Here is a 23,819-nt window from a genome sequence, read left to right on the forward strand (position 1 = left end):
CCTGGAGAAGACCTTGCTCAACTATTTAAAGCTTTACAACCACCACATTCCACAACGGGCCATCGGTGCCAAAACACCCATCCAGGCGCTCAAAGAATGGCAGCAAAAGAAGCCGGAGCTATTCGTCAAGCGCATTTATGATCAAACGGGACTGGACAGCTAACTTCACCTATCCTGCCCCACTTCGCCCAGCGACTGAACCACTAAAATTATCGGACGCAACGTCGACCGAACCCTTTTTTTGCAGGTACGAAAGCAGATTCAGCAGGAATGTATGCCGAAACTAGCACGGTAGATCAGCAGTAATAGGCAGCCTCAAAATGGGAACATTTGACATGCATATGTGCCGACCTTGATCAATGTCAGCAACAAATTTTCATAGTTTGCTGTGCGAGCACTACGCCGCAATACCGCGCTTCTCCTCCGATGGCCGTAGGGGTCAGGTCCGCCACTCGGACACAGACTGATGCATTGGACGCCGTAAAAACATGCTCAGTCAATACCTAATTAGAACCGCGACACGCGCCGCAGGCGCGCGGGGCTGCCGCACAGCCGCAGCAGTTGGACGATTCGGAGAGGGCCGGCAGGCCCTCCCCATTAGGTCTTACGAGGCGGGGCGCTTCTAATCCAGCCACTATTAACTCCCACTCAAGCGACTCCACGCCTAGCGTCAATACAGCGCTGCTGCCATTGAGCGATCTCCTCTGCGTCCCAAGCGATGGACTTGGGGCCGATGGGAATTGGTGCTGGCAACACGCCTGCCTTCACCTTGCGCCAGATTGTGGCGCGGGACCAGCCGGTGGCCTCGATGACCGCAGGCAAGCGGAGGAATTTTTTAGTCGTGGTCATACGATTCTCCTTCGATTGATGAACAGCAAACAATGGAGAGTCATGCCGACTCTCCGCGATCATTCCGGCAGCGCCAGGGCTGCACTCCTTTGCATCTCTTCTGTTCCATGCGCTACGGTCCTGATACAAGTGGGCGGTCATCTGCCTAGATAGATGGAGGTGACCTGTTCACGGCCATGTCCCATTTCCGCCGAAATCTTCAGCCGGGCAGCTTGATCTGCGAGTTTTTGTGAAGCATCCAGCTGTCTGGAGGTCGCCCCGCCACTGGCTGGACAAGGTCGGCCAGTCAACTCCGCATAGCGCCGCTGCGCGTACTCATGCCGCAGCCCATGCACGCCATGGATGTCAGCCTTGTCGCACTGCGCCCGAAAACGGTTCAACTGGTCCCGATACCGCAACTGCGCCGGAATCAAGCTGCCTTTTCCGGCCAGCGCCTTGGCCGCTTCCAGCACAGCGCGCTGCTGCATGGTGGCAATCGGCACCTCCCGGTACTTGCCACCCTTGGTCCAGCTATCCTTCAGCCGCAGGATGTTCCCGCCATCGGCCCATCCCGGCTTGATCTTGATGCTTTCCTCGCGCCGCAATCCAAACGCCGCCTGAAGCTGCAAGGACATGCGCGTATACGGGTCGTTCACGCGGGCCAGCGTGTCGGCGTCCAGCACCTTCGCCTTCGAAACATTGGTGACAAACACCCGCTCCGCGATGCCGTATTCACCGTTGGTGCGCGCAATGACGTTCTCCTTGCCAATCTTCTCGGCCCACCAGCGCAGGGCGCTCATGCGATTCTTGATCGTTCCGGTACTGACGCCATCCTGCTTCCACTTGTCGAGCAGCGCCGCCACATGTTTCGGTTTCAGACTGTCCACGCTCATATGCTGGAAGCCCCGATCCGCCAGGTCGTTGGCGCACAAGTTCAATAAGCGCTCGCGGTCGGCCTGCGTCGCAAAGCTGCCATCCCGGTTGCGGTGACACAGTTGCTTGAGCTGGTAGTTCAAGTCGCGCATGGCAAAGTCATCCTTTCGATCTTTGGTTTTCACATCGATGCCGCGTGGTGTAATCCTGTCTGGTAAGTGTTTCTGGCCACCCTCACTGCCTCGGCAGAAAAGGTTGAATCAAGGGCCTCGGGACACCACTCCCGTGTATGCGGTTGCTGTTAATGCCTGCCCGCGCCGCATGCGCGTGTGGCACCGCTGCGCGCTCCCGGAGGGAGCTGCCGCAGCGGGGACCAATCACCCAGGGTCCATGGAGTGCACATCGTGCACGGATCAACTTCAACTAATCAGCCCGTAGCGGGCGAAGGGCATCGCGGGGCTAGCCTGCGATGGAGAGGCATCTGGCCTCGTCACTGAGCACCGTCACGCGGACGCTCTGTGCTTGCCGCCTGGGCCTATGCCGTCGGCGGCGCGTCGTCACTGGCAGCACGCCGCCAGTAACGACGCGCGCACGTAGCCATGGCATGTGACGGCATACAAGCCAGCATCGCACTCGCGGTGATGATACTGGCGACTCTGAAGCACATGCGCTGGCGGCAGCCGCGATGGCATCGCATCGCTGGCATTTCTGCTGACGGTGCGGCTTGCGGCAAAGCCATGCTGTGCTTCATAGGGTGCGCTACCCCGCGGGGCATGCGAACCAATCAGGGCAGGAGTCTTGCTCCTGTTTGAAGAAGCGCCCACCGGGCGCAATCATCCAGGCAATCCGTCTTGCGGACTGTGGGATATGTAGGCGCTGAAGGCAGCGCTTTATCGTGCCGAGATGTGCATGCTTCTGCATGGCCCGGCGATATATCTAGCAGAAACTGCTATGTATCATGGTGACGGGTAACGACCGCAACGCCTATGCCGCTAAGCATAGGGACATGCTCGAAGCATGCCCTCGTGGGAGCGATTCCCACATAAGAGAGCTTCATTCTATGCCTGATATCGACGTTTGCAAGTGGTTCGTTTCGTCAAGTGCGCTTTTCGTAGTACGCAGATTTGCGACCGGCGCGGACTGGACTGGTGCCACCGGCATTGACCGGCAGCGTTGCAGCCCGGACAAAGGCTCCGATAGCTAGTTTATGTAATTTCTCCTTGGAAGCGGTCTGCTTGATAAGCGCATCCGTGAGGCGCAATACATACTTAGAAATGGTGCCCTCCTGTTCCGCCATCCCGGCTGAACTCACCGCTGACCAGCGTTAATCTGGGCGTCTGCGGCGGCTCTCCCTTGCCGCTGACGGCATCGATGTAGTCGGCCCAATCCTGCATCATCCGGCGCCGTTCCGCCAGGAACTGCGCCCGGTCATAGGCACTGGCCACCTTGTCCTTCGGCGCATGTGCCAGCTGCCGGTCCACGACTTCATGCCGGTAGCCCAGGCGCTCCTTGATAGTGCTCATGGCCAGCGCCCGGAAGCCATGGCCGGTCATCTTGCCCTTGTATCCCATGCGTCCAAGCGCCACCAGTATCGTGTTATTGCTGATTGGCTTTTCGTGGTCGCGCTGATTCGGGAACAGGTACTTGCTGCGGCCCGTGATCGCGTGCAGTTCGCGCAGCAGCTCCAGCGCCTGGCGCGACAGGCATACGTGATGGTTGGTCATATCCGGATTGACGGTCAGCTTGCCGCGCTTCATGCGCTGCCATGGAATGATCCACTCGCCGCGCTCCAGGTCAATTTCACTCCAGGGCGTCTCGATCAACTCGCTGGTACGCACAAAGCACAGCAGCATCAGCCGCAGCGCAATGCGGGTCGGCGCGAACATGCGTGCTTCGTTGCGGTCCAGAATGGCCAGGAACTGCGGTAGCTCGTCGGCGTTGATGGCGGCGAAGTGTCCGGCGCGGACGGTCTTCAGCACATCCTTCATATCGGTGACCAGATTACTCTCTGTGAATCCGCATTGAATCGCGTAGCTGAAAATTGACGCACATACGGATTTCTGGCGATGAGCGATTTCGCTTGCGCCGCGCTCCTCGATCTTGCGCAGTGCAGCGATTACCTCGAGGTGCTTGAGTTCATCGATGGGCCTGCGGCCAATGGCCGGGAAGATATCTGCCTCCAGCCGTTGCAGGACGTTCTTGGCGGTGCGCTCGCTCCAGGTCGGCACCTTGTTGGCGTGCCACTCACGGGCAATCTTTTCAAATGTGTTGGCGGCGCGCTCCTTCAATCGCCGCTTGGCGTCATCGCGGTGCTTGCCGGGATCGATCCCTTGCAGCATCAGGCGGCGGGTCTCCAGGCGCTTTTCGCGAGCATGCTGCAGCGTGATTTCCGGATATGGGCCGAAGGTCAGCAGGTTGTCCTTGCCGTTGGCCTGTCGGAACTTGAAGCGCCAGATGCGCGAACCGCTTGGCGTCACCTCGATATACAAGCCGTCGCCATCAAACAGTTTGTACAACTTCTCGCGTGGCTTGGCGTTCCTGATACGAGCGTCAGTCAGCGGAGCAATGATCTTGGGCATGATGCACCTCCACGTCAACGTGTTGAAAGAACACTATAGACAAGATGGTGCAAATTAAAAGAGTAGACGATCAAGGGTATGCCGCCGATCCCACATCACCTACCCTAAAAAAAGCGCGATGCATTGAAATGGGCTGACACGACCTGAGACGCCGAAAAACGAAAAAACCGCTTAGAATCAAGGCTCTAAGCGGTTTTTGAGGGACTTCCTGAGACGTCCTGATCTTACTTAATTACTATCCGTGGCGGAGAGAGGGGGATTCGAACCCCCGATAGAGTATTACCCTATACACGCTTTCCAGGCGTGCGCCTTCAGCCGCTCAGCCATCTCTCCTGAAGGCAATGCGTGCGTCTTGCTTGCTCACATTGTGTACTGCATATCGCTTGTCGCGAAGCCGTAGATTATAGCAAAGATTCTATAGACTGCCAAAGTTATTTGCCCGGGGGTAAAAGTAGGCCCATGCAGTACCCCGGTAAGGGCTGGGGTCGGACCCTTAGGGTCCGACCCCGGATGTTGGTTTGGGTTTCGACTACCCAAGCAACATTAGGACGTTTCTTTCAACTGATCCAGAATCGCCGGGTTTTCCAGGGTCGAGACGTCTTGCGTAATCGTCTCGCCCTTGGCCAGCACGCGCAGCAGGCGGCGCATGATTTTGCCGGAGCGGGTTTTTGGCAGGTTGTCGCCGAAACGGATTTCCTTCGGCTTGGCAATCGGGCCGATTTCCTTGCCGACCCAGTTGCGCAGCTCCAGCGCCAGCTTCTTCGCTTCTTCGCCGGTCGGGCGCGCTTGTTTCAGCACTACGAAGGCGCAGATCGATTCGCCGGTCGTGTCGTCCGGACGGCCGACTACCGCCGCTTCGGCCACCAGCGGGTTGGCCACCAGCGCCGATTCGATTTCCATCGTGCCCATGCGGTGGCCCGAGACGTTCAGCACGTCGTCGATGCGGCCCGTGATGGTGAAGTAGCCGGTGTCCTTATTGCGGATGGCGCCGTCGCCTGCCAGGTACATCTTGCCGCCCAGTTCTTCCGGGAAATAGCTGGACTTGAAACGCTCGGGGTTGTTCCAGATCGTGCGTATCATCGAAGGCCATGGGCGCTTCACCACCAAAATGCCGCCCTGGCCGTTTGGCACGTCCTGGCCCGCTTCGTCGACGATGGCGGCCATGATGCCCGGCAATGGCAGGGTGCAGGAACCGGGTACCATTGGCGTCGCGCCTGGCAACGGGGTGATCATGTGGCCACCCGTTTCGGTTTGCCAGAAGGTATCGACGATCGGGCATTTCTCGCCGCCGATGTGCTTGTAGTACCACATCCACGCTTCCGGGTTGATCGGCTCGCCGACCGTGCCCAGCAGGCGCAGGCTGCTCAGGTCGTAGTTGACTGGATGGACTTTCGGGTCCACGTCGGAGGCCTTGATCAGCGAACGGATGGCCGTCGGCGCCGTGTAGAAGATGCTGACGTTGTGCTTCTTGATGGTTTCCCAGAAGCGGCCCGCGTTAGGGTAGGTCGGGATGCCTTCGAACACCACTTGCGTGGCGCCCACGGCCATCGGGCCATACGCGATGTAGCTGTGGCCCGTCACCCAGCCGATGTCGGCCGTGCACCAGAACACATCGTCGGGCTTGATGTCGAAACTCCATTTCATCGTCAGCGCGGCCCACAGCAGATAGCCACCGCTCGAATGCTGCACGCCCTTGGGCGTACCGGTGGAACCGGAGGTGTAGAGAATAAACAGTGGATGCTCGGCATCGACCCATTCCGGCTCGCATTGCGCGCTCTGGCCTTCGACCAGGTCGTGCAGCCAGGTGTCGCGGCCAGCGTGCATCGGCAGGTCGCTGCCCGTGCGTTTGTAGACGATGACGTTTTTCACGCAATCGCAGCCGCCCAGCGCCAGCGCTTCGTCGACGATGGATTTCAATGGCAGCTTTTTGCCGCCGCGCAATTGCTCGTCGCCCGTGATGACGGCGACGGCACCGGCGTCGATGATGCGTTCCTGCAAGGATTTCGCCGAGAAGCCGCCAAATACCACGGAGTGGGTGGCGCCGATGCGCGCGCAGGCTTGCATTGCTGCAACGCCTTCGACGGACATCGACATATAGATGATCACGCGATCACCCTTGCTGATGCCCTTGGCTTTCAAGCCGTTGGCGAATTTGCAGACTTTTTCGTGCAACTCTTTATATGTTGCCTTGGTGACGCTGCCGTCATCCGCTTCGAAGATGATGGCGGTCTTGTCGCCCAGGCCATTTTCGATGTTGCGGTCGAGGCAGTTGTACGACACGTTCAGCTGGCCGTCTTCGAACCATTTGTAGAACGGGGCATTGTCTTCGTTCAGGGTGCGGGTGAACGGCTTTTTCCAGCTCAGGTTTTCACGCGCCAGCTTGGCCCAGAAGCCTTCGTAGTCGCGTTCGGCGTCCGCCACCATGGCGCGGTAGGCGTCCATGCCGGAAATGGTTGCCTGTGCGGCAAATGCTGCCGACGGTTCGAACACGCGCGACTCTTCCGGTCCCTGCTGCTCAGTGCCCTGCCCTTGGTTTTCTATAGCGGCCATATTCGTCTCCAGTGTAGTAATTGTTTGTTAACACCATATTCCTGCTGTCTTACGGACGCCTTACATGCAGCGTTTTCTTCGATCCATTCTATCCACACACACCATAATCGCCAGTGCTGAAGGGCGTCAAGCGCGCGCTGCGCGACCGACAAGATGAAAAAACGACAACAACGCAAGAACTTGCAGCCACTTTGTGTTTCAGCAAGGCCAAGAATCCAAACCGAGGGCATGCGCAGGGATCAGCTGCAAGTGTAAAATGTCGGGCATACCAAAAATTGGTATTTACCACCAGGAAACCCCAGATGATCGACCACTCACAAAAACCCAAACATAGCAAACTGCACCCCCTGGCCGCCTTCATCTTCATGTCGCGCTGGCTGCAACTGCCGCTGTACATGGGCCTGATCCTCGCTCAATGCGTGTACGTATTTCACTTCTGGGTGGAGCTGTCGGACTTGATCGGCGCCGTGTTCGGCAATGATGCGGCCCTGCAGCACGTCTTGACGGCCGTGGCCGTGCCGGGCGGCGCCCTGCCGACCAAGCTCAATGAAGCGACCATCATGCTGGTAGTACTGGGCCTGATCGACGTCGTCATGATCTCGAACCTGTTGATCATGGTCATCATTGGCGGCTACGAAACGTTTGTCTCGCGCATGCACTTAGACGACCATCCAGACCAGCCGGAATGGCTGTCGCATGTGAATGCGTCGGTGCTGAAAACGAAATTGGCGATGGCCATCATCGGCATCTCGTCGATCCACCTGCTGAAGACCTTCATCAACGCCAACTCGTACAAGATCGAAGTGATCATCGCGCAAACGTCCATCCACATCGTTTTCATCCTGTCAGCGATGGCGATTGCATACACGGACCGCATCATGACGGTAACCCAGAATCAAGCACGCCCTCATTGAAACAATCGCCCATGGCTGCCAGCGGCGGCCATGGGCTTTCAGCAAAGAGTCCTACCCTTCTTATCCACCGCGAGAACACCATGACTGTCATAAAGCAAGAAGACCTGATCGAATCCGTCGCCGCAGCGTTGCAGTACATTAGTTACTACCACCCTGCTGATTACATCGAGCACCTGGCGCGCGCCTACACGGCCGAGCAAAGCCCGGCGGCAAAAGATGCAATCGCGCAAATCCTGACCAACTCGCGCATGTGCGCCGAAGGCAAGCGTCCGATCTGCCAGGACACGGGTATCGTCAACGTCTTCCTGAAAATCGGCATGGGCGTGCGCTTCGAAGGTTTCAGCGGCACGGTCACCGACGCCGTCAACGAAGGCGTGCGTCGCGCGTACAACTTCGACGACAACAAGCTGCGCGCCTCCATCGTGGCCGACCCGCATTTCGACCGCAAGAACACCAAGGACAACACACCAGCCGTGGTGCACATGGAGCTGGTTGAAGGCAATACCGTCGACGTGAAAGTCGCTGCCAAGGGCGGCGGTTCGGAAAATAAATCGAAGATGATCATGATGAACCCGTCCGACTCGCTGGTGGACTGGGTCATGAAAACGGTGCCGACCATGGGCGCCGGCTGGTGCCCGCCTGGCATGCTGGGTATCGGCATCGGCGGCACGGCTGAAAAAGCCATGCTGATGGCAAAAGAGGTGTTGATGGAAGACATCGACATGTTTGAGCTGAAACAACGTGGTCCACAGAACAAACTGGAGGAATTGCGTATCGAGCTGTGCGACAAGATCAACTCGCTGGGCATCGGCGCGCAAGGCCTGGGCGGCCTGACGACCGTGCTCGACGTGAAAATCATGATGCACCCGACGCATGCGGCATCGAAGCCCGTCGCCATGATCCCGAACTGCGCCGCCACGCGCCACGGTCACTTCGTGCTCGACGGCTCGGGCCCGGCCTACATGACGCCGCCATCGCTGTCGTCGTGGCCGGAAGTGCACTGGACGCCAGACACGGAAAAATCCAAGCGCGTCGACCTGAACACGCTGACGAAAGAAGAAGTCGCTTCCTGGACGCCGGGCCAGACCTTGCTGCTGAACGGCAAGATGCTGACGGGCCGCGACGCCGCGCACAAGCGCATCCAGGACATGCTGGCCAAGGGCGAAGAGCTGCCGGTCGACTTCAAGAACCGCGTGATCTATTACGTCGGTCCGGTCGACCCGGTGCGCGACGAAGCCGTCGGCCCGGCTGGCCCGACGACGGCCACGCGCATGGACAAGTTCACCGACATGATGCTGGAAAAAACCGGCCTGATCGCCATGATCGGCAAGGCCGAACGTGGCCCGATCGCCATCGAATCGATCCAGAAGCACCAGTCGGCCTACCTGATGGCCGTGGGCGGCGCCGCCTACCTGGTGTCGAAAGCCATCAAGCACGCCAAGGTGCTGGGCTTTGCCGACATGGGCATGGAAGCGATCTACGAATTCGACGTCGTCGACATGCCAGTGACGGTGGCGGTGGATGCCAAAGGCACATCGGTGCACAACACCGGCCCGAAAGAATGGCAGGCGAAGATCGAGCAACTCACTAGCGTCAGCAAGATTGCCGTGACGGTCGCTTAAACAAGCACTAGCATCAACGCCGCGCGGCACATCAGCGCGGCGTTTTTTTATCTTCTTCGGTTTTATATGACTTTTACCTTACGTAATAGCGCAAATCTGGGGTCGGTCACGCTACCCATCGGCATCTTTGACTCCGGCGTGGGCGGCCTGTCGGTGCTGCGCCATGTCCGCGCGCAACTGCCGCAGGAAGACCTGATCTACTTTGCCGATTCCGCCCATGCGCCATACGGCGACAAGACAGAACAGCAAGTGGTCGAGCGCTCGCTGGCGATCACCGCCTTCTTATTACAGCAAGGCGCGAAAGCATTGGTAGTGGCGTGCAACACGGCCACCATCGCCGCCATCAAGGCACTACGCGCGCGCTACCCGGACCTGCCCATCGTCGGCGTCGAACCGGGCCTCAAACCGGCGGCCGCCATCAGCCGCAATGGCAAGATCGCCGTGCTGGCCACGGAGCGCGCCTTGCGCGGCGACAAGCTGCTGGCCCTGCGCGAGCAGGTGAGCACCGCCACGGGCGCGACATTCATCTTGCAGCCCTGCATCGGCCTGGCCGACCGCATCGAACAGTGCGAACTGGGCAACGACCCGCAGGACGCCACCAGCGCCATGCTGGAGCGCTACATCGCGCCCATGCTGGAGCAAGGCGTCGATACCCTGGTGCTGGGCTGCACCCACTACCCTTTCGTGCAAGACGCCATCGTCCGCACAGTGCGCGCGCATACGCAGGAACAGATCACCCTGGTCGACACGGGCGACGCCGTAGCGCGCCAGCTGGCCCGCTTGCTCGACGCGGCAAGTCTGCGCCGCAGCGACAACGGCGCCCCGCGACTGCAGGGCTACACGACGGCCAGCGTCGCAGCATTGGCGAAAGCCTTCGCCGGTTTGCTAGACTTGCAGCCGCCCGTCACCCACCTGTCCGTGTGAGCGCAAACGCGCATTTTCATGCGCGTTTTCAATTCTTTCAAAAAGACTGCATTTAGATTTGCCACTTTGCCGAGTTCTTTGTATAATTCGGCACCTGTTCAGCAAAACAGCTAAATAGGTAAGTAAGACAGTGGTGGCTGTAGCTCAGTTGGTAGAGTCCAGGATTGTGATTCCTGTTGTCGTGGGTTCGAGCCCCATCAGCCACCCCACAGAATGCGTAGGAAAATCAAAGGGTTACACGCTACGGCTTGTAACCCTTTTTTTTATTCCACGATTAGCTCCACGCAAGCGCTCCATGTAAGCGCGGCATGAGTCGATGCGGCGCGGATCATGCGGGCGCGGGTGCTGGCCCCTAAGATACTGCTCCCGAAATACCTTGCTTCCATACCATCAGTCAGTGTGCGGCATGATCCAAGCCATTCTGAACTCGGAAAATCATGCTCGAAGGGCCTGCCACAGCGCTAATGCCGTTCAGTTAGTGTGTTAGTGACGCTATTTTTAGCCCAAGAACTAGGACAGGGGTCGGACCCGGCGGGTCCGACCCCAGCTCTTTGCCTCTGGGGTTAGCGAATTTACTGGCGCTCATCAATCACGCCAAAACCCTTAACTGAACGGCATTACTGTCACAGCACCCACTTTTAGCCTGCCCAGACTTTACAATACTTTACACAAAGGAACCGTCTATGAAATTTACTACTGCCTTAGCTGCTGCGCTGCTGATGTCCGGGTGTGCCACCTCGGCCAAGTTCACCACGAAGATGGACGCCTTTGTTGGACAGTCGGAACGGGCATTGATAATGGCCTATGGCGTCCCGCAAGGCTCCTATCAACTACAGGATGGCTCCAAGGCTTTGCAGTACACGCAGTCGAGTAACATCGTGATACCGGGTGCGACGACGATGCAGCCTGTGACGACGCATACAACAGGGAACGTCACCCTGAATCAGGGCACGCTCCCATCTGCAGGCAACTACACCCAGCAATCGACTACTTACGTCCCGACACAAGGGCCAGCGACGAACATCGCTCTCGCATGCTCGATAACGTTCACTGTCGATTCTGGTGGCATCGTGCGGCAGTGGAGCGCTAACGGAAACCACTGCGTTTCCCGATGATGCTGAACACTTGACCGCCCCTACGCCGGGGCGGCAGTTGTGAAAGGATTAGCCCGCCAGCACCGACTGCACCGTCGTTGCCAGGTCTTCCAGGCGCACGGGTTTGACGAGGAAGTGACGAAAGCCTACGGCCAGCGCGTCGTCCATATACATGGGCAGGCTGTGGCCCGTGACGGCGATCAGCACGGCGCTGGCCGTCTCGGCATTGTGCTGCAGGCGGCGGCCGATTTCGATGCCGCTGACGCCGGGCATTTCGATGTCGAGGTAGACGGCGTCGGGCAGGCACAGCTTGACTTGCTCGACGGCCATCTGCCAATTGCGCACCACCACCACGTTGTGACCCAGCGCTTCGAGCAACATGGCCAGCGATTCGCCCACTTCCTGGTTATCGTCGACTACCAACAGATTCAATTTGCGCGCGGTACTTGTCGGCTGGTCGCCCTCGATGGGTTCCACGCAGGAGTTGCCTGATGTCGTTTCAGTTGTCGGGTTCATTGTGGGCTCACGTCTGACGGCTGCAAAAGCGGCAGTATACAAGCTGCACGTGAAATGCCGCCGCACCCGAGCACTGCTGCCAAGCGGCAATCCTGACCGCCCGCTGTAGCGCGCCAGTAACACGTCCCCGCCTTCGCGCGGGGCACGCCAACCCTACGCAGTTTGCGCAATTGACGGATTCAATGAGAATCATTATCATTATCATCCCCTTGCGCCGGATGTCCACGCCACACAGTTGTTGCGCTGCCAGATTGCCCGCGCAAACATTGTCACTACGGAGATTCATGCATGGCCGCCACACTAACCCCACTGTCCTTGTCGCTGCGCCCGTGCGCGCTGGCCATCGCCCTCGCCTGCCTGGGTGCCCCGCTTGCCGTGCAGGCGCAAGACGCCAACACGGCTACGGCCAGCACAGCCGATAGCGCCGAGCCCATCCTGGAATCCATCCGGATCAGCGGTAACCTGCTGGGCACCAGCATGGCCGCCAGCACGAAGCATTTTGCGGGCGCGCGCACGGTGGTGCAGAAGGACGACATCGAGAACTCGGGCGCATCGAGTATCAGCGACGTGATGCGCCGCATTCCCGGCGTGCAAATCAGCGACAACGCGGGCAGCGCCGGCAGCGCCATCTCGCTCAACATCGGCGTGCGGGGACTGACCGGGCGCTATTCGCCGCGCAGCACGGTGTTGCTCGACGGCATCCCGATGTCGGTCGCACCGTATGGCCAGCCGCAACTGTCGTTCGCGCCTGTCAGCCTGGCCAATGTCGAGACGGTCGACGTGGTGCGCGGCGGCGGCGCGGTGCGCTTCGGGCCGCAGAACGTGGGCGGCATCATCAACTTCAAGACGCGCCGCGTGCCCACCACGCCAGGCGTCACCGGTGACGCCAGCGTGCGCCATAATGCGTACAGCGAAGTGGGCCACAATACGCAGACCAGCGTCTTTGCCGGTACACAACTCGACAGCGGCCTGGGCCTGGCAGTGCTGTATTCCGGCATCCGTGGCAGCGACTGGCGCGTGGGCAGCGATGAAAAAGTCAACGATTTCGCCCTGAAATGGCGCTACGACGTAAGCCCGACGGCCGAGGTGTACGGCAAGCTGTCTTACTATGATGTAAGCTCGCGCACGCCAGGCGGCCTGACGGTGGCGCAATACAAGGCCGACCCGTTCCAGAACACGCGCCCGACCGACTTTTGGAGCGGCGAACGCAAGGCCTTCGACGTCGGCTACCTGAATGCGCTGTCCGGCACGCAGGAAGTGGAAGTGCGCGCCTATTACAACAAGAGCTCGCGCGAAAGCACCCTGATCAGCGCCAACCTGAAAGGCCTGGGCCACCAGCCGCGCAACTATGCAACGACGGCCATCGAACCGCGCTACACACAGCGTTTCAGCACGGGCAAGGTCTCGCAAGACGTCACCGTGGGCTACCGCTACCTGGCCGAGCGGGCCGATGAAACCATCTACAACGTGGTAGTCGCCAGCGGCGTGCAACAAGCACCGACGCGCTTTGCCAACAATGCCACCGATGCCCAAGCCGTGTATATCGACGACAAGATCGCCATCGGCGCCTGGCGCGTCACGCCGGGCGTACGCTACGAACACATCAAGACGGTGCGCTACAACCACTTGCCGACCGAGCAGAAGATCGAGTTGCTCAACAACAAGGCCCTGCCCTCGCTGAACGTGGCCTATTTGCTCGACAACAACGTGACCCTGTTTGGCAACTACAACAGCTCGTTTGGCGCCGTGCAAAATACGCAGCTCAACGCGCAGTCAAGCAAGAATCCGCTGCAACCGGAACTGGCGAAAACAGCCGAGCTGGGCGCGCGCTGGAAAAGCAGCCAGCTGTCAGCCGAGGCGACCTTGTTCAATATCAAGTTCGACAACCAGATCCAATCCGTGGGCAGCGGCGAGAACGCCATTTTCTACAACGTCGGCGCCACGCATCACCGCGGCCTGGAAACGGCCCTCGGCTACCATTTCGACCGCTCCGGCCCGCTGGCTGGCTTGAACGCCTATGCCACCTACAGCTATACCAAGGCGACCTTGCAAGATGGCGTGCACGCGGGCAATGACGTGCCCTTCTATTCGCGCAACACGGACACCTTGGGCGCCCACTACCAGCTGGGCACCTGGGGCTTCGACCTGTCGAGCAGCCACCAGAGCCGCCAGTTTGCCGACGAGGCCAACACCCTGGCAGAAAATGCCGCCGGCAACCTGGGCGTCATTCCCGGCTTTCGCACCTGGAACACGCAAGTGAAATGGAAAGTGCCGGGCCAGGCCGGCCTGGAGCTGGTCGCCGGCATCAACAACCTCGCCGACAAGCGCTACTTCACGCGCACTTCGGACGGCAACCTGGGCAAGATAGTGGGGGCGCCGCGCATGCTCTACCTGCAAGGACGGCTGGCGTTCTAAGGTCCGGCCACCCGCGCGCGGCGGTGTCTATCGAATCGATATGCCACCACGCGTGCTCATCGCCCACAAAAAACCTGCATCGTTGTGGTCACGATGCAGGTTTTTTTATGCCCTGATGTCACAAAAATACTGTGATGCAAGAAGGTTCAAAGCCATGCTCGCCCCGGACGAGGGCAGCAATTGCGTCAACATGAAAATTAGTTGCAATAGATACACGTGTTATTTCACAATTGCAAATATTTTGAGTGAGTAATTCTTCTCGGGATGCGTTTCCATGGTACTATTTAAATGTCATACAAGAAATTAAAATGTCCTTTAATCAATAAACTGAGAACACGATGAAAATGCCAACCACCCTCCTGAAGATTGCCGCCTTGGCCACCCTGGTCACCACCGGCGCCGCCAACGCCGCGACCGAACTGGTCGTGAATGGCAGCTTCGAAAGCAATGCCATCAACACCCCGTTCGCGCAATTGAGCGCCGTGACCGGCTGGACCTCGTCCGCCAAAGGCAATTCCGCCTTTGAAATCCAGAAGGGCGCCAAGCAAGGCGGCGTGAGCGGCTTCAACCCCTTCGCCGCTGACGGCAAGCAATACCTGGAACTCAATACCGATCGCCAGACGTCCGTGTCGCAATCGCTCGCCACCAAGGCCGGCGGCACCTATGCGCTGTCGTTTGCCTATTCGGGCCGCCCGGATACGGCACGCGGCGCTAACAGCCTGATGAATGTCTACTGGGGTTCGACCCTGCTCACGCCAAGTCCGCTGGTCGGCAACACCAGCGGCGTCTGGCAAGTCTTCAGCCAAAACGTGTCCGCGCTCGGTTCGTCCACCCTGCTGCGCTTCGAATCGGTCGGCCCGGCTTCCGCACCGACCTATGGTTCTTACCTGGACAAGGTCTCGGTGATGACTGCGGTGCCGGAACCGGAAAGCTACGCCATGATGCTGCTGGGCCTGGGCTTGCTGGGTTTCATGGCACGCCGCAAGACTGCGGCCTGAGCCCGGACAGTCGTCGCGTCACAGCCACCCCCGCCTAGCCGGGCGGTGGATGCGATGCCCACCCTGCACCCTATCAGTGAGCACACTGGTAGGGTGTTTGCATTTCTGAAGGAAGCTCGCCTGAAAAGCGCTGCACTCATTGGCATAGATCGCTTCGATCACGGCCAGCGTGCTGGCCAGCGCATGAATGACGACAAACACTGGCGCTGCGGGCCTGACTTCGGCGCCGCCGTTGGGTAGCTGCCACGCCAAGCCAGCGTTGAGCAAGCCTGCTCACGGCAGACAAAATCAGCTTGCAAAAAAGAAGGGGAAGCCTAAATTTTTCGTGGGTAAACACGCGCATCATTTTTCTGTAGATGTTGCCAAATAGAACTAAATTAGCGCTACAATAGCGACATATCAAGCAATGCCAAGCATCGCTCCGCCAGGGCCACTACCCCGCCCTGATCATCAGCACGCATTTTTTGAACAGGATGACTGGCACTTCCGGGCCTGTTAGCACTCCCGGCACGACCGCCACACACGCACCATGTCTGCAGAAAAAACCCTCAGCGAAACCAGTTCCTACGGTAAGGATACGCCCGTGGGACGTCCCGACATCGATGGCCGCGCCGGCATTTTCGTGCCCACGGCAGAATTTGACATCGACAATACCACCACCATCCGCAAGGGCGCGGGCATCGTCGGCTTCGGCAACCTCGATGGCACCCTGACCGTGTATTTCGAAGCGAACCGTTTCGACGAAAGCAATCTGCACAAGTGGGAACACAAGGCGCGCAAGGCGTATGACCGCATGGTCATGGGCGCGCCCACGGTATCGAAGGCAAAGCTCGCTGCACGCATGCTGGAACAGGTTGGCATCATCGATGGCATGGGCATCAATCTCAAGCATCCGGAACGCCTGACGCACTGGCTGGAAATCTCGAACGTGCCCGATACGGCGCCGGAAGAGTCGGTGGTGCGCTGGAAAAACCGCTAAGCACGAAGAGAGCAAGTCGGGGAGCCGGACACGAGGTGTTGTCCTACATCGCGGCGGACTTTCATCCGATGCCCGAGAGCATCAACGCTAGCTATGATGAAAGCCTGACCACACCTTCCCCACCACCCAGGAGTACGACATGTCCCGCCTCATCCCGATCAGCTTTGGTGCCTTGCAAATAGGTCTGGCAGTGGCGGCGATGGTCATATTATGCTCGGCGGACGTACTGCACCAGGGTTCGGTTTACTTTCACTGACTTCCACTGATTTCATCTTCTGTCACAGCGTCTCGCCAGATAACAATGCGCGCCGTGCTCCGTATTTCACGAGGCACAGCGCATTGTCACGCCAGACGGCCGATGTTCGGCGCCTAGCGGCGGCCGTGGTAGCGGCCATGACCGCCCCAGCCGCCACGGTGCCCACCATAGCGTCCACTACCAAACATGAAGTCCAGCCCGATCGATATGGGTGGATTGTAGTAGTACGGTTGCGGCGCGTACACGGGTGCCGGCACATACACAGGCTGCTGTACGTACACCGTCGGCTGGCGCACATACACAGGCTCATTCGTGTATTCCACGCGCGGCTCGCGCATCACGCGCCCCGACTGTACCGGTTCGGACGACACCGTATGCCATTCATAGGGATTGTAGGCCGCCTGAGGTGCGCGCGTAGCGTAATACGCGGGGCCGGGCGGCGCCACGACGCAGCCGCCGAGGGCGGCCAGCGAGATTGCTGCCAACAGGGTTTTCATTGCCACTCTCCTCTAGTACGCATCTTGATATACCACTTTTCACTACTTAATCAAGTACTATAAGAAATTACGCCATGCTTTGCTGTGCTTTTACCGATTGTTACACCCCGACGCGCGTTGCAACATGAAATGTCGCAACGCTGCCACAATCAGGCCGGGCGACAGCTTGCCTCAAATAAACGGAATCGCGCAGGTATCGATGGCCTTGCCAGCGGCATCGTAGCGCTGCACGCATACTTGGTAACGCACGCCGTAATCGAGTTCGACCTGCTCGACCTTGCCATACTTCAATTTCCAGCTAGGCTGCAACTGTTGCCGGCCCGCCAGCGCCGCCACATCCTGCGGAATCGCCATGGCCGTATGCATCTCGCCCTGGCGCGCATCCTGGCGCCGCGCCACGTCGATGGACACGCTCACGGCAAAGTCCACGCCGCCGTCGGCGTAAGCGAGCGTGGGCGCACTGCGCTGTGCCCGCATCACGCCCCAGGCGCAAGGCTTGCCGTCCGCAACGCATTGCTTCAATTGCGCCAGCGGAAAATATTCAGGGGCAAGCCTGCCATCCTTGATAGGCCAACTGGTGCGCACACCATCGCGCTTGCCCGTCAGGGGATTGTCCCAGCTCAGGCTATTGACGATGGCCACGGCCTGCCCCGCCTGCAGGCCGGCAGGCACGCCCGGCGATGCGCAGGCGGCAAGCAGCAAGCCGGTGGCGGCCAGGGAAGACAGTGTCAGGATGCGCTGCATGGTAAGCCTCTTGTGATCAGATATGCCGAAGGTGTGTTTCGAGGGTAACAGAATCGGCAGCAACAGCGCCGTTGGCTGGCGCACATAACAGAACGGGCGGCACCCTTGCAGGTACCGCCCGTAGCGAATACGGCCATGCCGGGAGACGCGCTCCCGGCGCCAGCTGGATCAGTCCAGCTTCCAGGCGTAATCGACCTTGGTCCAGGTTTGCGCCGGGGCGCCATCCTTGGTGCCCGGCTTGAACTTGCATGCGGACAGGGCCTTGATGGCAGCCTTGTCCAGGTTCTTGAAGCCACTGCTCTTCTCGATTTTCGAATCGGCAACGCTGCCATCGGCATTCACCAGGAAGGACATCGACACCGTGCCCTGCTCTTCGTTCATCAGCGAGGCTTTTGGATAGTCGGCCTTGCAGTTCTTGGCATCGAACGACGCCGGCACCTCGGCCGCGAAGGCGGCGGAAGAAACGCAAAACAGCAAGGCTGCTGCAACACTCATCAAACGCTTATTCTCAAACATGTGCTTCCCCATGATTATCAGATACGGTAATTACAACTTCTTGCCCGCCAAGAAGGCGGGTGCCGCCGGGATGTCTGCCCCCGCTACCAGCACCACGCCCGCCTCATGCTGCCTGGCGCTTAAAACTCTTCCCAATCATCATTGCTGCCAGCGCTTGCCGCCTTGCGTGGCGCAGCAGCGGGCGCTTCGGCCTTGCGGGCCAGCGACTTCACCGGGCGCGAGACCGGCGCCGGCTTGCGCACGGCAACTGCTGCGGCCGCTACCTTAGGCGGCGCATACGCTGCCGGCTTCTCTTCGCCTTCGACCAGTTTGAAGATACTCACGACATGGGTCAGTTCGGCCGCCTGGTCTTGCAAGCTTTGCGCCGCAGCGGCGGCCTGCTCCACCAACGCCGCATTTTGCTGCGTCATGCCATCCATCTCGATGATCGACAGGTTGACCTGTTCGATGCCGGCGCTTTGCTCCTGGCTGGCACTGGCGATCTCGCTCATGATATCGGTAACGCGGCGCACGCTGTCGACCACTTCGCCCATCGTCACGCCAGCCTGGCCGACCAGGCGCGTACCGCGTTCGGTCTTCTCGGCCGAATCGTCGATGAGGATCTTGATTTCCTTGGCGGCGCCAGCGGAACGCTGCGCCAGGTTGCGCACTTCCGAGGCCACCACGGCAAAGCCGCGGCCTTGCTCGCCGGCACGCGCCGCTTCCACGGCCGCATTCAGCGCCAGGATATTGGTCTGGAAGGCGATGCTGTCGATGACGCCAATGATGTCGACAATTTTCTTCGCCGATTCATTGATCGAGTTCATGGTGTCCACCACTTGCGACACCACGGAACCGCCTTTCACTGCCACGTCCGATGCGGTAGCGGCCAACTTATTGGCTTCACGTGCATTGTCCGCATTCTGCTTCACGGTCGAGGTCAGCTCTTCCATGGCCGAAGCCGTTTTTTCCAGCGCGCTGGCCTGCATTTCCGTGCGCGACGACAAGTCGAGATTGCCGTCGGCGATTTCGCGCGACGCCGTGCCGATGGTTTCCGTGCCCACGCGTACCTGGCCAACGATGCCCACCAGGCTGTTGCGCATTTCCTTCATTTCCGCCAGCAGGCTGGACGTATCGGAAGGCTGGGTGTAGATGCCGATCGACAGGTCGCCATTGGCGATGCTGCCGGCAATCGAGGCCGTGTAGTCAGGCTCGCCGCCCAGCTGTTTCAGCAGGCCACGGGTAATCACCAGTGCCGCCGCCACACCCATCGCTACAGCCAGCACGCCGAGGATGATCATGAACAGACGCGCACTGTCGAATGCCTTGCGGGCATCCGCTTGCATCTGCTCGTTCAACTTGTCTTCCAGGGTGGCCAGTTGCTCCAGCGCATCCATCCATTTTTTCTGTACCGGGCGGATTTCCTTGATCATCACGCGCGTGGCCGCTTCCGCCTCATTGGCCATCCACAGCGCCGATGCCTTGGCGATGGCCGGCATGGCTGCCGCTTCATATTCCTTGATCGAAGCGAGCAAGGTCTTTTCTTCGGCAGTCGACTCGACGGCGAATTTCTCTTCAAGCTTTTTCTGCGTTTCCTGATAGGTGCTGGTCTGCGTCTTGATACGCGCCATTTCCGGCTCCATATCGCTCGCGTCGGTCATCAGGGTAAGTATGCGCAGCGAGGTGATGCGATCGCTGACGTTGCCACGCATCTCAATCACCAGGCGGGTGACGACATTGTTGACATCAATCACGTGATCGAGACGTGCCTGAATTTGCGCCATGCGCGCGATGCCGAGGACCGTCACGGCCACCAGCAGAACCAGTACCAGGGCGAATCCGAGGCCCAGGCGAGTACCAACCTTCATTTTTGCTAAATTCATTTCGGCTCTTGGTAAATGAAACTATGGATAAGAATTTTTGCCCGGTGCAACAAGACGAAGGCTGCGGGACGCCGGTATCGGCCCCTACCCAAGGGTATGAAGACGGTCTCCGGACGCACGCAGCCTCGGGTACTTTCTGTTCTAGAACAGCAATGAAAACGCCAGTCACTGCGCATGCAACTAGTGACACACACGCAATTTATGACGCAGTCGATGTGAGATCGCGATCAGATATTTATATGAAAAATATTTGTCTATAGTCAATTATAGGTGTAACTTTTGCCTCAAAGCAAGCAATAAGTACCTGAATAAATGCCTGATTAACTTTCTATGGAGAAATGGCAACAACGCCGTTTCTTACCTCCCTGGAAATGCCCCATCACAGTGCGGGCGTGCGCCGAAACAGCGCATTTACAACACATGGCATAGCCGGTGACATCGCTCTTGAAGTAGCAACTGATAGCCATGCGATGCGCTGCCCGGCAGTTCGGCCAGTTCGTGCTCGTCACTATCGTACAGGCGCGCACGTCTGTGGCAATCGCCGCTTATTCGGCAGGCAGGGACAGGCGCGCTGCCGCTTCCAGCAGCAGGCGCGGGTCGCCCAAGGCCAGCTTCTTCGAGTCCGACAGGGTCTGGCGGAAACCACGCGCGCCGGGCAGGTTTTGCATCAAGCCCAGCATGTGGCGCGTGACGCTATTGAGCTTCAGGCGCCCGGCTTCCTTTTCCAGCTGCGCACGTATGTAGGGGATCATCACTTCGAGCACTTGCTCGCGCGTTTTCACGGGCGTGTCGTCGCCGTAATAGCGCTGGTCGAACTGGGCCATCAGGTAAGGGTTGTGATAAGCCTCGCGGCCCAGCATCACGCCATCGAGGTGCTGCAGGTGCAGGTCGATCTCATCGAGCGTCTTGATGCCGCCATTGATAATGAACTCGAACTGGGGGAAGTCGCGCTTCAAGCGGTAGGCATAGTCATACTTGAGAGGCGGCACTTCGCGGTTTTCCTTCGGGCTCAGCCCCTTCAGGATGGCATTGCGCGCATGCACGATAAATGTCTTGCAGCCGGCGTCGGCCACGGTGCCGACAAAGTCGCGCACGAAGTCATACGACTCGCTATCGTCGATGCCGATCCGGTGTTTCACGGTGACGTCGATATCGACCACGTCGCGCATCGCTTTCACGCAGTCGGCCACCAGTTGCGGCTCGGCCATCAGGCAGGCGCCAAAAGCGCCTTTCTGCACGCGCTCCGAGGGGCAGCCGCAGTTCAGGTTGACCTCGTCATAGCCCCATTGCTGGCCCAGCTTCGCGCTCGTGGCCAGGTCCGTCGGATCGCTGCCACCGAGCTGCAGCGCCACCGGATGCTCTTCCTCGTTGAAGCGCAAGTGGCGTTCCACGTCACCGTAGACCAGCGCACCGGTCGTCACCATCTCGGTGTAGAGCCAGGTATGGCGCGTGATTTCGCGGTGGAACTTGCGGCAATGGCGGTCGGTCCAATCCATCATGGGGGCGACGGAGAGGCGGCGGGAAGGCAGGGAGGACGTAGTCATAGGATCAATAAGAACAGGTCAATACACAACAGCTTCTACAAACGACAAACCCGCTGCGCGCCTCGCCAATGATGGCAAGGCGGCGCAGCGGGCCGGGAGCGGCATGGCCCGCAGGCCATGCTCTACAACAGATTACGAATCGCGCGACGCTTTTTTACGCTCATGCTCTTTCAAGAAGCGCTTGCGCAGACGGATCGATTTAGGTGTGATTTCCACCAGTTCGTCGTCCTCGATGAATTCGACTGCGTATTCCAGCGACATCTGAATTGGCGGCACCAGGCGCACTGCTTCGTCGGTACCCGACGAACGCACGTTGGTCAGCTGCTTGCCCTTGATCGGGTTGACGACCAGATCGTTGTCGCGCGAGTGAATACCGATGACCATGCCTTCATAGACTGGGTCATTGTGCGATACGAACATGCGGCCGCGATCTTGCAGTTTCCAGATGGCGTAGGCAACAGCAGCGCCGTCGTCTTGCGAAATGAGCACGCCGTTACGACGGCCAGCCATTTCACCACGGGTATTGTCGACAGGCGCGTATTCATGGAACACGTGGCTCATCAAGCCGGTACCGCGGGTCAGGGTCATGAATTCGCCCTGGAAGCCGATCAGGCCACGCGCAGGGATCAGATACTCGAGACGCACGCGGCCCTTGCCATCCGATTCCATGTTTTGCAGGTCGCCACGACGACGGCCCAGTTCTTCCATGACGCCGCCCTGGTTGACTTCTTCAACGTCGACCGACAGGTTTTCAAACGGCTCGTGGCGCACGCCATCGACCATCTTGAACACGACGCGTGGACGCGATACGGCCAGCTCGAAGCCTTCGCGACGCATGTTTTCGATCAGAATCGTCAGGTGCAGCTCGCCGCGACCCGATACTTCAAAGATCGTGTCGTCGTCGGTCGGCGATACGCGCAGAGCAACGTTGGCTTTCAGTTCGCGGTCCAGACGGTCGCGCAGCTGACGGCTGGTGACGAATTTACCTTCGCGGCCAGCCAGTGGCGAGTTGTTGACCATGAAGTTCATGGTCAGGGTCGGCTCGTCGACGGTCAGCATAGGCAGCGCGTCCGGGGTATCGGGTGCGCACAGGGTCGAACCGATGCCGATTTCGTCGATACCGTTGATCAGGCAGATGTCGCCGGCAACAGCTTCGTCTACCAGCACGCGCTCCAGACCTTTGAAGTTCAGCACCTGGTTGATGCGGCCTTTGATAGGCGTAGCACCTGGGCCATTGATGACCAGCACGTCCTGGCCAACCTTGACGGTACCGCGGTTGACGCGGCCAATGCCGATCTTGCCGACGTACGACGAGTAGTCGAGCGAGGTGATCTGCATTTGCAGCGGGCCTTCAGGATTGTCGTCACGCACTGGAACGTGTTCCAGGATGGCGTCAAACATCGGCTTCATGTCGCCGCTGCGCACGTCTTCGGTCAGGCCGGCATAGCCGTTCAAGCCCGAAGCGTAAATGATAGGGAAATCGAGTTGTTCGTCGGTAGCGCCCAGCTTGTCGAACAGTTCGAACGTCTGGTTAATGGCCCAGTCCGGGCGCGCGCCTGGACGGTCTACCTTGTTGACGATAACGATAGGCTTCAGACCCAGTGCCAGCGCTTTGCGCGTGACGAAACGGGTTTGCGGCATCGGACCTTCTTGGGCATCGATCAGCAGCAAGACCGAGTCAACCATCGACAGAACACGCTCCACTTCGCCGCCGAAGTCGGCGTGGCCTGGGGTGTCGACGATGTTGATGTGGGTGCCTTCGTACTCAACAGCGCAGTTCTTCGACAGAATCGTAATGCCGCGCTCCTTTTCCAGGTCGTTCGAGTCCATGACTCGGGTGTCGACCGCTTGGTTTTCACGGAAGGTGCCGGATTGGCGCAGCAGCTGATCCACCAGTGTGGTTTTGCCGTGGTCAACGTGGGCGATGATGGCGATATTACGAATTGCGCGTTTTGTATTTGACATGGTCATAGTAGTTACTGAAAAACTGCGGAGTGCGTACGGTACCGTACGTAGCTTTTTGTTGCTGACTGAAACTGGAACCGCGTAGTATAGCATGTTGCGCTGCAGCGCTATCTAAAAATGCTGGCGGCTCGCACAGTCGTGGA

18 protein-coding genes, 2 tRNA genes and 1 pseudogene are annotated in these 23,819 nt (G+C 59.1%); 9 read left to right on the plus strand and 12 right to left on the minus strand.

What is annotated here, in order from left to right; translation table 11 throughout:
* Positions 1-163, plus strand: a pseudogene (locus ACQ4V8_RS16410) (IS481 family transposase); the annotation flags it as partial.
* A gap of 485 nt (positions 164-648) precedes the next feature.
* Here the strand turns inward: ACQ4V8_RS16410 and ACQ4V8_RS16415 are convergent.
* The 5 genes from ACQ4V8_RS16415 to acs form a co-directional block, all read right to left on the minus strand.
* Positions 649-849: a helix-turn-helix transcriptional regulator gene (locus tag ACQ4V8_RS16415; RefSeq protein WP_034760447.1), complete on the minus strand. Its 201-nt coding sequence runs from the start codon at positions 847-849 to the stop codon at positions 649-651.
* Positions 850-986: 137 nt separating this feature from the next.
* The gene (locus tag ACQ4V8_RS16420; RefSeq protein WP_436571895.1) at positions 987-1,853 is read right to left on the minus strand and encodes a phage integrase N-terminal domain-containing protein; all 867 of its coding nucleotides are present in this window, start codon (positions 1,851-1,853) and stop codon (positions 987-989) included.
* Between the two features lie 1,116 nt (positions 1,854-2,969).
* Positions 2,970-4,280: a tyrosine-type recombinase/integrase gene (locus ACQ4V8_RS16425; protein WP_436571863.1), complete on the minus strand. Its 1,311-nt coding sequence runs from the start codon at positions 4,278-4,280 to the stop codon at positions 2,970-2,972.
* A gap of 242 nt (positions 4,281-4,522) precedes the next feature.
* Positions 4,523-4,613, minus strand: a tRNA-Ser gene (locus ACQ4V8_RS16430).
* 210 nt (positions 4,614-4,823) lie between these two features.
* Positions 4,824-6,830: an acetate--CoA ligase gene (gene acs / locus ACQ4V8_RS16435; RefSeq protein WP_436571864.1), complete on the minus strand. Its 2,007-nt coding sequence runs from the start codon at positions 6,828-6,830 to the stop codon at positions 4,824-4,826.
* A 302-nt stretch (positions 6,831-7,132) separates the two neighbouring features.
* On the opposite strand from acs, the gene ACQ4V8_RS16440 reads away from it, so the two are divergent.
* The 5 genes from ACQ4V8_RS16440 (at position 7,133) to ACQ4V8_RS16460 (ending at position 11,405) form a co-directional block, all read left to right on the plus strand.
* The gene (locus ACQ4V8_RS16440) at positions 7,133-7,744 is read left to right on the plus strand and encodes a YqhA family protein (protein WP_070345711.1); all 612 of its coding nucleotides are present in this window, start codon (positions 7,133-7,135) and stop codon (positions 7,742-7,744) included.
* Between the two features lie 80 nt (positions 7,745-7,824).
* On the plus strand, positions 7,825-9,366 hold the full coding sequence (locus ACQ4V8_RS16445) for a fumarate hydratase (protein ID WP_010395318.1): 1,542 nt from the start codon (positions 7,825-7,827) through the stop codon (positions 9,364-9,366).
* A gap of 66 nt (positions 9,367-9,432) precedes the next feature.
* Complete coding sequence (murI, locus tag ACQ4V8_RS16450; RefSeq protein ID WP_070345712.1) at positions 9,433-10,290, plus strand: glutamate racemase; 858 nt, start codon at positions 9,433-9,435, stop codon at positions 10,288-10,290.
* Between the two features lie 133 nt (positions 10,291-10,423).
* Positions 10,424-10,499 (plus strand) — tRNA-His (locus ACQ4V8_RS16455).
* A 474-nt stretch (positions 10,500-10,973) separates the two neighbouring features.
* Positions 10,974-11,405, plus strand: coding sequence for a hypothetical protein (locus ACQ4V8_RS16460; RefSeq protein ID WP_070345713.1), 432 nt, complete (start codon positions 10,974-10,976; stop codon positions 11,403-11,405).
* A gap of 48 nt (positions 11,406-11,453) precedes the next feature.
* Here ACQ4V8_RS16460 and ACQ4V8_RS16465 read toward each other — a convergent pair whose 3' ends face one another.
* Complete coding sequence (locus ACQ4V8_RS16465) at positions 11,454-11,900, minus strand: response regulator (RefSeq protein WP_080570579.1); 447 nt, start codon at positions 11,898-11,900, stop codon at positions 11,454-11,456.
* A 288-nt stretch (positions 11,901-12,188) separates the two neighbouring features.
* Here ACQ4V8_RS16465 and ACQ4V8_RS16470 point away from each other — a divergent pair, with 288 nt between their 5' ends.
* From ACQ4V8_RS16470 to ACQ4V8_RS16480, 3 genes are all read left to right on the plus strand, one after another.
* Positions 12,189-14,315, plus strand: a complete 2,127-nt coding sequence (locus tag ACQ4V8_RS16470) for a TonB-dependent receptor family protein (protein ID WP_010395309.1) — start codon at positions 12,189-12,191, stop codon at positions 14,313-14,315.
* A gap of 344 nt (positions 14,316-14,659) precedes the next feature.
* Positions 14,660-15,313 (plus strand): FxDxF family PEP-CTERM protein, encoded by a 654-nt coding sequence (locus ACQ4V8_RS16475; protein WP_436571865.1) that lies wholly within the window; start codon positions 14,660-14,662, stop codon positions 15,311-15,313.
* A 529-nt stretch (positions 15,314-15,842) separates the two neighbouring features.
* Positions 15,843-16,292, plus strand: coding sequence for a hypothetical protein (locus tag ACQ4V8_RS16480; protein ID WP_010395304.1), 450 nt, complete (start codon positions 15,843-15,845; stop codon positions 16,290-16,292).
* A 369-nt stretch (positions 16,293-16,661) separates the two neighbouring features.
* On the opposite strand, the gene ACQ4V8_RS16485 is transcribed toward ACQ4V8_RS16480, so the two are convergent.
* The 6 genes from ACQ4V8_RS16485 to typA form a co-directional block, all read right to left on the minus strand.
* The gene (locus ACQ4V8_RS16485) at positions 16,662-17,045 is read right to left on the minus strand and encodes a hypothetical protein (protein ID WP_070345717.1); all 384 of its coding nucleotides are present in this window, start codon (positions 17,043-17,045) and stop codon (positions 16,662-16,664) included.
* Positions 17,046-17,216: 171 nt separating this feature from the next.
* Positions 17,217-17,789, minus strand: a complete 573-nt coding sequence (locus ACQ4V8_RS16490; RefSeq protein ID WP_070345718.1) for a hypothetical protein — start codon at positions 17,787-17,789, stop codon at positions 17,217-17,219.
* 168 nt (positions 17,790-17,957) lie between these two features.
* The gene (locus ACQ4V8_RS16495) at positions 17,958-18,305 is read right to left on the minus strand and encodes an energy transducer TonB (RefSeq protein WP_070346543.1); all 348 of its coding nucleotides are present in this window, start codon (positions 18,303-18,305) and stop codon (positions 17,958-17,960) included.
* A 119-nt stretch (positions 18,306-18,424) separates the two neighbouring features.
* A complete protein-coding gene (locus ACQ4V8_RS16500) occupies positions 18,425-20,167 on the minus strand; it encodes a methyl-accepting chemotaxis protein (protein ID WP_261980750.1) in 1,743 nt (580 codons plus the stop codon).
* Positions 20,168-20,712: 545 nt separating this feature from the next.
* Positions 20,713-21,711 carry a tRNA dihydrouridine(20/20a) synthase DusA gene (gene dusA / locus ACQ4V8_RS16505; protein ID WP_070345720.1) on the minus strand — a complete coding sequence of 333 codons (999 nt, stop codon included), beginning with the start codon at positions 21,709-21,711 and terminating at the stop codon, positions 20,713-20,715.
* A gap of 132 nt (positions 21,712-21,843) precedes the next feature.
* Entirely contained in the window at positions 21,844-23,676 is a 1,833-nt protein-coding gene (gene typA / locus ACQ4V8_RS16510; protein ID WP_029496194.1) for a translational GTPase TypA, read from the minus strand.
* Positions 23,677-23,819 lie beyond the last annotated feature (143 nt).

Origin of the sequence: Janthinobacterium paucivorans (assembly GCF_051380805.1) — a bacterium.
Lineage (GTDB): Bacteria > Pseudomonadota > Gammaproteobacteria > Burkholderiales > Burkholderiaceae_D > Janthinobacterium > Janthinobacterium lividum_D.

Excerpts from the sequence above, each read along its gene's own strand:
- typA (WP_029496194.1), bottom strand. The coding sequence starts at position 23,676 with ATGTCAAATACAAAACGCGCAATTCGTAATATCGCCATCATCGCCCAC.
- ACQ4V8_RS16480 (WP_010395304.1), top strand. The coding sequence starts at position 15,843 with ATGTCTGCAGAAAAAACCCTCAGCGAAACCAGTTCCTACGGTAAGGAT.
- ACQ4V8_RS16490 (WP_070345718.1), bottom strand. The coding sequence starts at position 17,789 with ATGCAGCGCATCCTGACACTGTCTTCCCTGGCCGCCACCGGCTTGCTG.
- dusA (WP_070345720.1), bottom strand. The coding sequence starts at position 21,711 with ATGACTACGTCCTCCCTGCCTTCCCGCCGCCTCTCCGTCGCCCCCATG.
- ACQ4V8_RS16460 (WP_070345713.1), top strand. The coding sequence starts at position 10,974 with ATGAAATTTACTACTGCCTTAGCTGCTGCGCTGCTGATGTCCGGGTGT.
- ACQ4V8_RS16500 (WP_261980750.1), bottom strand. The coding sequence starts at position 20,167 with ATGAATTTAGCAAAAATGAAGGTTGGTACTCGCCTGGGCCTCGGATTC.
- acs (WP_436571864.1), bottom strand. The coding sequence starts at position 6,830 with ATGGCCGCTATAGAAAACCAAGGGCAGGGCACTGAGCAGCAGGGACCG.
- ACQ4V8_RS16475 (WP_436571865.1), top strand. The coding sequence starts at position 14,660 with ATGCCAACCACCCTCCTGAAGATTGCCGCCTTGGCCACCCTGGTCACC.
- murI (WP_070345712.1), top strand. The coding sequence starts at position 9,433 with ATGACTTTTACCTTACGTAATAGCGCAAATCTGGGGTCGGTCACGCTA.
- ACQ4V8_RS16465 (WP_080570579.1), bottom strand. The coding sequence starts at position 11,900 with ATGAACCCGACAACTGAAACGACATCAGGCAACTCCTGCGTGGAACCC.
- ACQ4V8_RS16485 (WP_070345717.1), bottom strand. The coding sequence starts at position 17,045 with ATGAAAACCCTGTTGGCAGCAATCTCGCTGGCCGCCCTCGGCGGCTGC.
- ACQ4V8_RS16445 (WP_010395318.1), top strand. The coding sequence starts at position 7,825 with ATGACTGTCATAAAGCAAGAAGACCTGATCGAATCCGTCGCCGCAGCG.
- ACQ4V8_RS16495 (WP_070346543.1), bottom strand. The coding sequence starts at position 18,305 with ATGTTTGAGAATAAGCGTTTGATGAGTGTTGCAGCAGCCTTGCTGTTT.
- ACQ4V8_RS16425 (WP_436571863.1), bottom strand. The coding sequence starts at position 4,280 with ATGCCCAAGATCATTGCTCCGCTGACTGACGCTCGTATCAGGAACGCC.
- ACQ4V8_RS16420 (WP_436571895.1), bottom strand. The coding sequence starts at position 1,853 with ATGCGCGACTTGAACTACCAGCTCAAGCAACTGTGTCACCGCAACCGG.
- ACQ4V8_RS16470 (WP_010395309.1), top strand. The coding sequence starts at position 12,189 with ATGGCCGCCACACTAACCCCACTGTCCTTGTCGCTGCGCCCGTGCGCG.
- ACQ4V8_RS16440 (WP_070345711.1), top strand. The coding sequence starts at position 7,133 with ATGATCGACCACTCACAAAAACCCAAACATAGCAAACTGCACCCCCTG.
- ACQ4V8_RS16415 (WP_034760447.1), bottom strand. The coding sequence starts at position 849 with ATGACCACGACTAAAAAATTCCTCCGCTTGCCTGCGGTCATCGAGGCC.